The following is a 10,373-nucleotide window of genomic DNA, read 5'->3' as shown; positions in this document are numbered from 1 at the left end:
CTAAAGATCTTCCCTCCCCCTGCATAGCAGGGGGTTTATTTTTACTGTCACACAATTACTCCAGATCTGAAACTTTACCGAATTTCAAATCTGGAGCAAAAAGTATCCAATCAGATCCGTACTTCCATCCACCGGATCATATCCCCGATTACTTCGTCTTTACAGTATTCATTCAAAATCTCATGGAAAAGTCCGCCGTAGATCTTCATCTGTTTATCTTCTGATCCTGCTTCTTTAAAGAAATCGTAGGTATCCTGTACGCTTACCAATCCATCTTTCTCACCGTGAGTCATAAGAACCGGATAATAAAATTCTGCTTTTTTCTCCCTGAACCAGTCAAGTCCGTCACAGATCGCATAACATAAACCTGCTGTAAAAGACTGTTTATTATATGGATCTTTTCCGTACCAGTCTACCACTTCCTGCACAGAGCATACACCGGAACCCAGCTGATTGGTAAGACGTGTATGTACATCCATTCCTCCCGGCACTCCACGGATCAGCTTTCCGTTATCTGCAGTCAGCGCACCGCTGGTAATGATTCCCCGGAGCTTTTTGGCCGGATATTTGGCCCCGTACAGAGAAACGGTAAATCCTCCCATGCTGTGTCCGAGAAGAAATACCGGGATATCCGGATTTTCTTCAATAGCCATATCCACCACTACATTGGTGTCATCCAGAAGTTCATTGAAATCCGAATAAAAAGTCTCCTCTCCTTCAGAGCGTCCATGTCCTCTGTGGTCAAAACGGTAGGTACCAATTCCCGCCTCATGAAGCTTCTCTGCAAAATAATCATACCTGCCCTGATGCTCACAGAGACCGTGAACGATCACGATCACAGCCTTATTATCTGCTGCCGTTTCCTTTTTTAAATACAGTTTCGTTCCGTCAAACGATGTGATCATACTTTCACCCATAGTAAAAACCTCCCTTTTTCCTGCTGTAAGATGCATATCCCCATTATATGTCTTACGCTGTCTGATATAGATTTATCATACCATGAAATCTGTATTTTGATAACCCCTGATTCTAATTATCAGCAATTATATACTTTTTTATAGTAAATAGTAATAAATAAAGCATTGACACATTCTGTTCTCTGAACTATAATTGTTTTTGTACAGCGAGGTACCTTTTTAAGGCATCTCGTTTTTTTTATACAATTATTTATTTAAGATTATTACTTAAGGAGGAATCTATTATGACACCAATGAATAACGCTGATTATCTTACCCGACTGGAACATGCTGACGAACTGGAATCTTTAAAAGCAGCAAAAAGAGCTTCCGGGCTGACTTACGAACAATTAGCTGAACTCATAGGAGTCAATAAAGTATGGCTCGCTTCTGTGTTTGAAGGACAGCAGTATGTTCCGGAAGAATACACACTGAAACTTGCAGAAGCGCTTAAAATCAGTCCATCCGCTACTGCATTTCTCAACAGCCATCCTTATAAGGGAAATACTGATCCGATTCTTTACCGACTTCATGAAGTTATTGATACTTACGGTCCTGCCATCAAAGACATTATTCACGAACAGGGTGGAAACGCCATCATGAGCGCTATAGATTTCGGACTGGATGTAGATGTGACCGAAGATGCAGAGGGAAATCACCGTGTTATCATTAAATTCGATGGTAAACTTCTTCCTTATGCTAAAAAGGGTAAATATCCGTGGTAGAAAAAAAGCAGCGGAGATTATTTTTTACTCCGCTGCCTGAATTTTTTATTCTACCTCTTCCGGCTCCATACTAAGCATATGACCTTCCTGGTTTACAATATCATATTTCTGTCCGTATTCCTTAAAATACTGATAATACTCCACACTGTTTGTAGGATAGATCTTGGAATCATGGATATGAAGATCTGAACCGGTCTCTCCACTCTTCATCAGCGCAACCATGGCACTTGCACAGTGAGTTGCAATACGGCAGAAACTGTTCAGGATATCACTGAATACTGTTCCTTCCTCCAGTCCGCATTTGCCCTGGCTCAGACGTTCTGCATGGCGCATCTTCAGCACATCACAGAGTCCTGTGATCACAGCTCCCAGAGGTGCTACTCTCTGTGCCATTTCCTTATCATCTTTCATAAAAGCATTGCAGGTTATATTGATATCCTCACGAACTGCTTCCATAACAACATTCAGTTCATCCCAGGCTTCCTGAGAAAAATTCGTGTGATTATCATGCATCTCACTGGACATATGTGCAATATAAGAAGCATGATCACCAATACGCTCAAAGTCATTGATCGTATGCAGATACAGTGAAGTCTGTCTTGTCTGTGCGGAATTCATCTCTCTCTTGGTTAGCTGAATCAGATATTCTCCAAGACGGCTTTCATACTTGTCGATCAGATCCTCTTTTCGCTGAACCTTATCATATTTATCCTGCTGATAATCATTCAGAAGGTTCATGGCTCTGTTGACGTTTTTACGAAGTTTCTTGGACATTCCGTTCATTACACGGTGACACTGTGCAATAGCAAGAGCCGGATAATTCAAAAGACGCTCCTCCAGAAGATCAAAGTCTGCCTCATCTTCCAAATCTTCCTTGTTATCCTTCACAAGCCAGCATACCAGCTTCTCGATCTTTGGAATAAACGGGAACAGCACAATAACTGTCGCCAGACGGAAGACTGTGTTCAGAAGGGCGATCGCTACCGGTGTCATCGTCATATCCATAAATGTAAAATGTACAAATGCATTTACTGTATAGAAGATCACTGACCAGAGGATCAAACCAAAAAGGTCATTGATCAGATACACAAGAGCAGTTCTCTTACCATTCTTATTGGCTCCAATCGCAGAAATAAGGACCGGACATGCAGCACCGACACCAATACCAAGAACGATCGGAAACGCACTCGCAAATGTCAAGATTCCGGTTACAGACAGCGCCTGAAGTACACCGACTGTTGCAGATGCACTCTGCAGTACTGCGGTAAATGCAATACCAACAAGGATACCTGCGATCGGATTGGAAAACATGGTCAGCATCTTAATGAATACCGGACTTTCACGAAGAGGAGATACCGCTCCACTCATCATCTGCATACCTGTCATCAGAATCGCAAAACCAAGCATGATATTTCCTACATTCTTATGTAAGGTTCGCTTACAGAACATACGGAAAATAATACCAATAACTGCCACAACAGCTGAAATTGTTGCTGTGGAAAGAATACTTGCAATACCATTGGATCCTTCAATATAAGAAAGACATAAGATCCAGCCTGTAATACTGGTTCCGATATTTGCTCCCATGATGATACCTATCGCCTGTTTCAGTTTCATCATACCGGAGTTTACAAAACCGATTACCATAACAGTCGTCGCAGAAGACGACTGGATCACACTGGTAACACCAGTACCAAGTGCGACACCCTTCAGTGGAGTATTGGTCATCTTATAGAGAAACGCTTCCAGCTTATTACCGGCTGCCAGCTTCAGACCATCGCCCATTAAGGACATTCCAAATAAAAATAATGATACTCCACATAACAAAGATAAGATCATTGAAAAAATTGCCATAATTTTCTCCTTTGTCATACTCGCTTCCTGTCAGCATCTGTCAGGAGCCGTGTTATCCCGAAAATGTAATTTTACATTTCCTTAATCCGGATTTTTCTTATTTTTAACATTTTCCCATTTATTATGCCACATCAATTCCCAGATTACAACAAAAGATTTACACCCAAAATAAAAAATTTTAAAGACTGGCCTTGTGTTTCCAAAAGTCAGTCCTTTATATGAGTATTTTTGAGCAGTTTTGCACAAAAATTTCTCTGCTTTTTGTTTTATAATCTTCTTCAAGTGCATTAACTTCCTTAAGTGTGCTAGAAACTTTCATATCATTTTTCCTTGTATATAAAACAAAAAACGGCTTCATGATATCCCGTTCTGATATCATAAAGCTGTTTTTTTGTACTGAAATTATTCAGTTAAAACAAATTATTTTGTAGTGTTTTCCTCTTTCGCATCTGCGATAATAGCAAAATAGCAGAGATCTTCCAGAGCAACTTTAATTGTCTTATTTTTCTTGTCAACACTGATTGGTTCAGCAATGCTCCATTCATTCTTTTCTTTATTGTAACATAACAGCTGAATATTCTCCATCTCATCTGTGATGCTTGGAACAGAAAGATCTACCTCATACTTATCTTCATCCTCTGCACTTTTTACAGCTTTATCAAAGTCAAGTACTTTAAACTGAACAAACCCTGTAACAAACTCTTTTTTCTCAAGTTTTTCAATTACATCTTCAAGTTTAGCCTTACGGGTTTCATCTTTTTCTTCTGTAGCAAGAGTTTTCAGGAAATCAATAAATCCCTTCATATCCATCTTGCCTTCTCCAACTTTCTGTAATACTTCCGCAATTTCCGGGTATTCTTCTTTGAGCTCTTTAAACCCGTCAGTCTCCTCAATCTTCTGAAGGACTTCATAGATCTTGGACTGCTCCTGACTTACTGTAATGTTCTTGGTACGACTTCCATCTGCGCTAACGCAAAATGCACATCCTACACTGAGGACAACAGCTAACGCAAGTGCCATGAATTTCTTTGCCATTTTCATAATGCACCTCTCCTTTTGAGTAAAAAATTATTTAGATAACAGTACTTTCGTACCATCCATCTCTTATGTAACATAACTGTATATAATAAGGCAAACATCTCATTTACCCCATATGTATACATAGTAAAACAAATAGATCATAATATCAATCCATTTTTTCATAAAACATGGAAATAATCATTTCTGACAGCTTATTTTCATCAATCTGATACTCATCAAAATTTTCACCTTCTGTTCCCTTACCTGGAACTGTCTGTGTATCTGCAATTCCATTTCTGGATGCAACGAGAAGTTTTGCAAAAATATCATTTCCCATATTGGTAACTGTGTAATCACGGATACTGTCATACAGATCTGTTACAAAACCGGCATCTTCCGAAGCCTGCTCCTGTACCTTTTTCAAAAGAGCCTGAAGATATGTTTTCTGACGCTCCTGACGCACAAGTGCACTTTGGCTTTTTTCTGTATCACGATACCGCACAAACTGCTCGGCGTTTTCACCGGTCAGCGTTACAGATGCCCCCTCCTTAAAATCAGGATTTACTTCTTCCAGACTGTTATCCGGTACTGTAATTTCCACACCACCAACAAAATCTGTAATTGTCGAAATTCCGTCCATGTTCATGGAACAATACCCCTGAATAGGAAGCCCATTTAACATATTGGATACGGCTGTTTTCATCAGCTCACAACTTTTCTGTTTTCCATCCCCGTACGCATACTGAATATTAATATGATCCGTTGTCATGCCAAAACTCTTTCCAGACGGATTAAGTACTTCTATTTTTGTCATGGAATCACGGGGAATAAATAAAACTTTCAATTGTTCTGTAGCTCTGTCCATGGAAACCAGAAAAATAGCATCTGCCTGTCCTGCATCTGCTTGAGACTCATAACTGTCTACATTATCTCTGGTATCTATTCCCATAAACAGATAATTACTGAGATGATCGTTATATTTATATGTATTTCCCTGATACTGGACCGTATTTTCATCCGTTACTGCCTGACCTTTGGCGCCTTCTTCTGAAATACCGCTTCCTGTTTCTGAAGCATTCTGATTCCAGAAATAGCAAGGGTGAAAAGCCTAGTTTTTAAGCTACTCACCCTTTCTTATCATAGAAGAATCCTATTTACAGAGATTTTTTCATAGTCTCGAGATATATTTCAGATATTACCTACTGCATATCAGAAACTGTATCGTAATCAATAATTTTAATGCAAAACTGCACCCACAATATCCCTGAGTGCAGTTTTGTATCAATCAATATTCTAATGTTTCTCCATCAAGTGGAATATCAAGAACAAGTATCCTATACAAATGCACTTTCCTCTTTTGCTTTCCGCAAATCTTTTAACACTGTTCCTATATCTCCCAAAATAGCAATCCCCTTATCTTCAATGAATTCTGGCAAAAACTGATATTCTGAATTTACGGAAATATAATATGCATCTTTCAAGCTGTTTGTCAGTTCCCAAAACGGTTCCTGTATAAACATCGGTGTCATGCGCCCTACTCCAAGTTCTATCAAGAGAATTTTTCTATCTTTATTCTTTTGAATGTATTTTGAGATTTTTTCATATTCTTCTTCGTATTTTTTCCCTTGCAGAAAATTCCCATATCCTCTTACCCACGGAAACATTTCCGCACCACAATGAGGGCATCGAGGAATCAGTTCATCCGGCACCATTGTCCCCTCTCCCATAGCCGCAATCATATCTGCCACAGGTTGTACGGCATCCCATGTTTCATCCTGACAGCACTGGGAACACTGGAAGAAACGATGATCTCCCTGAATCTCACTGACCTTTTCTTCCGGATAAATCTTTACAAACTGTGTATCCTGATTAGTCGTTAAGATATGAAAATCCTTTCCCTGCAAGATTCTATCCAAATCCAGATATGGCTCTCTGATAGGAGCATTTTGTGTAGTATTTAAAAAGGTTGCCACATATCCCCAGTGTTCATTTCTTGTAGAAAACCGATGCATCATTCCACTAAAAGCACCTTTGAATCCATACTTATCTGCAAATTTTCCAAAATGCTCACGAAAAGAAGGGGTATCACTATAATAAAAGTCACCACCTCCAGCCGCTGATAAACCGGATGCTCCGCCTACTATGATACACTCTGCCTCCTGCACTCTGCGAACAAATTCCTGAATCTGTTCCTCATAAGGAAGTGGTTTTTGTTTGCTCAACACTACAGCAGTACCGCCGGATGCATAGGTACTATAGTGTCCGGAATAGTTCATTTGTGTTTTCATTACCAAATTTTCATAACAGCTCATTTTTTCATTCTCCTATCTCACAACTGTAATATCTTTAACCACCTTACTTAGTCTATCCTTCCCTTTCTGATTCCATCGGTAACACCTCGTCAAAAGCCCGTATTGCATTGCGAATGCAATCATCACATTCACAGAGTACAACACCTGTATCCTTTCCCTTTAGGTCTTTACATATGGTTGCACCTGAATATTCCTGAAATTTGTTTAATATCGCCCGTGCCGTTATCACACTTTTCTTCCCCGGCTTTACAATTCCCGCCATCATGGTTGCTCCAATCAATGCACCACAAGTTGCTTCCATACCTCCCATACCTACCGCAAATCCGGATGCAGCATTCGTCAGTGTTTCCTTATCAGAATCTGATAAATCGATCATTGCCTTGATAACCGACTGACAGCAATTAAATCCATTATGTTTGTAATATACTGCTTTTTCTTCTCTTTTCATTTTCCTTAGATTTCCTTTCTGATTTCCTTTAACGCTACCGTAAGATTACCATCCACACCGATGGATTTTTCTTTGATTTCCTCTGGAATGTAAATTTCGCCCTTGTTAAATGTGATATATCTTGCCTGTGGTTCTACTGCTGCAAGCTGCATCAAAGGAGCTTTAATCATCTGATTTCTCCAACCAATACCAAATTCCAGAATTACCAGCTTCTTTCCATGTAAATTCTGAATAAATTCTTGATAGCGGGCAGCCTTTTCCTTCCAATTTTTCGTTTCTGTAAACGAGGACATCTCACCCCAATTTACTTCCATATCTCCACCGCATTTTGGACATTTCGGCAGTAACTCTTTGGGTACTCTTCCGTTTACTTCCTCTTCTGTCATGGCGAGAACTGCTTTTTGATTAGGATAGACCTCGTCATGACATCTGTTCTTGCACCGCATCTGGGTTAATTTCCCTTCCATTTCAAAAACACGGTCTGCCTCAAAACCTGCCGGCACAAAATGATCCTCCGCATTGGAAGTTACTACGAAATATTCTTTATCCTTTACTAGTGCATAGATGTTTTTCATAATCTCACTCGGCTCATCCTGCATAGCTTTTGCCTTAACAAGTCTGCTTACAAACGCCCACTTTTCTTCTACCTTCATTGGCACTGAAAATCCGTGTAAAACGCAACGCAGTCCGTATTTTTCTCTGAAATCTCCCATATTTTCCTGAAACCATGCGTCATCTGCAAAAATATTATATCCCTCTGCGATAGACAAACCATTACTGGCTCCAATCAAAATACCATCTGCTTCTTTGATGATTTGACTTATCTCTTGATATACATTCATCTTCATCACATTTCCTTTCCCACTATGTTTTCTTTTAAATCCCGCAAGGTTTCTGCCAAATCTCCTGCTATATAAATGCCTTTGTCTTTTATATGTTCTGGAGTTGAGGATTTCTTCTGATTCAGACAGGCATAAAACACCTTTTCATTTTTGTATGTCATTTCCCAAAAAGGAAGTTTAATAATACTGGGTGTCATCTCACCAACCCCCAGCTCCAGCAGTACAACATTCTTATCTGTTCCATTCATGAGATATTTTTTTAGGAAATTCTCATATCGCCTTACACCTTCTCTCCAGTCTTTTCCCTCCAAAAATGTATCATCCCTTACCCAGGGAACCATGATTCTCCCGCACTCATTACATCTTGGCAGAAGCTCGGAAGTAACACGCAGCTCCCGGATATTTTCGTTCATCCTGCGAATCATTTCTACATTGGAATAAATTTGGTCATGACAAGGCTGACTGCATTGAACATAACCGCTGTTACCTTGATAATCGCAAATCCTTTCTTTCTTAAAAATCCGTTCAAACTGCATATCTATATTGGTTGTTAAAACAAAGACTTCTTTTTTCGCCACAATATCACGCAGGTCATAGTATGGCTGCCCTGTAGGTGCATCCCACATACTTTGTATGTAACGTGCATAATATGCCCACTGTTGTTCCGGCGATGAATAACAGTAGTAAAAACCGTCAAAGGGAGATTTCAGTCCATACCATTCCTTGAAATCTTGTAAACATTCCTCCATATAGGGTAGCCAATGATAATGGTTATATCCCGCCGCACTGGAAAGACCAGAACCACCGCCTATTAAAACGGCATCTGCCTGACGGATTTTTTCTGCCAGAAAACTGACTTGTTCCTCCTTTTGCATACACCACCTTATCTCCTTTTTTATATCAGATTCCACACTTTTTATTTTGCTTGACTTTTATTTTTTTACTTGTTAAAATTAAATTTACATCAAGCATTAAAATCATGTTATCATGTAAGTTTAAAAATTGCAAGAAGAAAATTCGAGGTGACAAATGAAATATTCCACAAAGCTTAGTGACACCATTCATATTCTTATATTTATTGCTCTTGGAGATGACGAACAACTCTCCAGCACAAAAATTGCAGAAAGTATCAAGACAAACCCGGCTTATGTCAGACAGCTTATGGCAACCCTGAAAAATGCAGGCATTGTTGTCAACACACAGGGTCATGCGAATGCCGCTCTTGCAAAATCGGCAGATAAAATCAATATGTATGACATCTACCGAGCTGTAGAGGGCGATAAGCCGCTGCTTCACCTGGACACAGATACCAATCCGGATTGTGGAATCGGTATCAACATTCAATTCGCTATTGGGGACTTCTATCATGAAATTCAAAATATGGTAGATGAAAAAATGAAATCCATTACATTGCAGGATATTATTGATCGGTATTATTTTAAAATCAAGCCTGCAAATAAAAAGTCAAGGCTAAATTGAAGAACATTGAAAATTTTATACAGGTTGAAAATTAGGTATCAAAATAAGACCACCACACCAGTGCTGGCCTGAAAATATTAGTGGATAATTAAGATTCTGGAAGAGATGAAAGATATTCTTTCACTCGTCCGTAGTAGATTCTTAGAAACTTGTTGGCACCTGCAGTCATATAGACATAGTAAGGCTTGCCTTGAGCACGTTTCTTATCTAAGAAAGTTAAAAATCTTTAACTAATCAAGAATAGCAAGCACTGCCTGTGTCATGACACAGGCGAAATTCCCCACACTTTCCTATCGTCTGTGTGGTTAAATTTCCATAGGGAAGTATCCCTAACCCTCTTTCGATTTTTCTCCGGTTTTCCGTTGGAATACCTTGACCCTTCCTACCGTCTTTGCTACAATTTGCCTTGGGTAGTTACACCCAAAATTGAATTAAACACGAAACAGACTGTTGTAAAAACCGAACATTTTACAGCAGTTTTTTTGTACCCATTTTAGGAAGGACGTGACTCAATGGCAAACAGAAACCGCACCAATCCGGTGTAATTTTATCTCAGCGATGATGAGCAGTACATTCTCACTACCAAATTCAAAGCATCCGGCATGAAAAGCATGTCAGCCTTTTTACGCAAGGCATGTACTTGAGCATGCAGGAATAAACTTAAAAGGATTGAATGTTGATAATCTTAAAACCAGTGGCTTACAGGACAAAGCACTCTACGACTACACGTTTGCCAG

General features: G+C 39.5%; 11 protein-coding genes and 2 pseudogenes. 3 read left to right on the top strand and 10 right to left on the bottom strand.

The genetic code is table 11. The annotated features are described in order from the left end of the window. Positions 1–110 precede the first annotated feature (110 nt). Positions 111–917 carry an alpha/beta hydrolase gene (locus G5B06_RS17860; protein ID WP_148447028.1) on the bottom strand — a complete coding sequence of 269 codons (807 nt, stop codon included), beginning with the start codon at positions 915–917 and terminating at the stop codon, positions 111–113. Positions 918–1,201: 284 nt separating this feature from the next. Here G5B06_RS17860 and G5B06_RS17855 point away from each other — a divergent pair, with 284 nt between their 5' ends. Continuing rightward, positions 1,202–1,681, top strand: coding sequence for a helix-turn-helix domain-containing protein (locus tag G5B06_RS17855; RefSeq protein WP_148447030.1), 480 nt, complete (start codon positions 1,202–1,204; stop codon positions 1,679–1,681). 45 nt (positions 1,682–1,726) lie between these two features. Here the strand turns inward: G5B06_RS17855 and G5B06_RS17850 are convergent, their stop codons facing one another. The 8 genes from G5B06_RS17850 to G5B06_RS17815 all read right to left on the bottom strand — a co-directional run bounded on the left by G5B06_RS17850 (position 1,727) and on the right by G5B06_RS17815 (position 9,032). Continuing rightward, positions 1,727–3,535, bottom strand: coding sequence for a Na/Pi cotransporter family protein (locus G5B06_RS17850; protein WP_173761581.1), 1,809 nt, complete (start codon positions 3,533–3,535; stop codon positions 1,727–1,729). 81 nt (positions 3,536–3,616) lie between these two features. After that, entirely contained in the window at positions 3,617–3,817 is a 201-nt protein-coding gene (locus tag G5B06_RS17845; RefSeq protein WP_148447033.1) for a hypothetical protein, read from the bottom strand. Between the two features lie 138 nt (positions 3,818–3,955). Continuing rightward, positions 3,956–4,576, bottom strand: coding sequence for a hypothetical protein (locus G5B06_RS17840; RefSeq protein WP_173761580.1), 621 nt, complete (start codon positions 4,574–4,576; stop codon positions 3,956–3,958). Positions 4,577–4,721: 145 nt separating this feature from the next. Then, positions 4,722–5,504 carry an LCP family protein gene (locus G5B06_RS17835; RefSeq protein ID WP_173772664.1) on the bottom strand — a complete coding sequence of 261 codons (783 nt, stop codon included), beginning with the start codon at positions 5,502–5,504 and terminating at the stop codon, positions 4,722–4,724. A 385-nt stretch (positions 5,505–5,889) separates the two neighbouring features. Continuing rightward, on the bottom strand, positions 5,890–6,867 hold the full coding sequence (locus G5B06_RS17830; protein WP_173772662.1) for an NAD-dependent protein deacetylase: 978 nt from the start codon (positions 6,865–6,867) through the stop codon (positions 5,890–5,892). A gap of 52 nt (positions 6,868–6,919) precedes the next feature. Beyond that, positions 6,920–7,315 carry a C-GCAxxG-C-C family protein gene (locus tag G5B06_RS17825; RefSeq protein WP_173772661.1) on the bottom strand — a complete coding sequence of 132 codons (396 nt, stop codon included), beginning with the start codon at positions 7,313–7,315 and terminating at the stop codon, positions 6,920–6,922. A 5-nt stretch (positions 7,316–7,320) separates the two neighbouring features. Then, a complete protein-coding gene (locus G5B06_RS17820; RefSeq protein WP_148446782.1) occupies positions 7,321–8,163 on the bottom strand; it encodes an NAD-dependent protein deacetylase, SIR2 family in 843 nt (280 codons plus the stop codon). Further along, on the bottom strand, positions 8,163–9,032 hold the full coding sequence (locus tag G5B06_RS17815; protein WP_173772659.1) for an NAD-dependent protein deacetylase, SIR2 family: 870 nt from the start codon (positions 9,030–9,032) through the stop codon (positions 8,163–8,165). The genes G5B06_RS17820 and G5B06_RS17815 overlap by 1 nt, the downstream gene beginning before the upstream one ends. Positions 9,033–9,186: 154 nt before the next feature. On the opposite strand from G5B06_RS17815, the gene G5B06_RS17810 reads away from it, so the two are divergent. Further along, positions 9,187–9,636 (top strand): Rrf2 family transcriptional regulator, encoded by a 450-nt coding sequence (locus G5B06_RS17810; RefSeq protein ID WP_173772657.1) that lies wholly within the window; start codon positions 9,187–9,189, stop codon positions 9,634–9,636. Between the two features lie 88 nt (positions 9,637–9,724). Here G5B06_RS17810 and G5B06_RS19705 read toward each other — a convergent pair. Beyond that, positions 9,725–9,850 (bottom strand): annotated as a pseudogene (locus G5B06_RS19705) (IS110 family transposase); the annotation flags it as partial. A gap of 298 nt (positions 9,851–10,148) precedes the next feature. Between G5B06_RS19705 and G5B06_RS19700 the strand changes: the two are divergent. Beyond that, positions 10,149–10,268: pseudogene (locus tag G5B06_RS19700) on the top strand (plasmid mobilization protein); the annotation flags it as partial. Positions 10,269–10,373: the final 105 nt, after the last annotated feature.

It is taken from the genome of Blautia luti (genome assembly GCF_013304735.1).
Taxonomy (GTDB): domain Bacteria; phylum Bacillota; class Clostridia; order Lachnospirales; family Lachnospiraceae; genus Blautia_A.
This window is presented reverse-complemented; position numbering and strand designations above follow the sequence as displayed.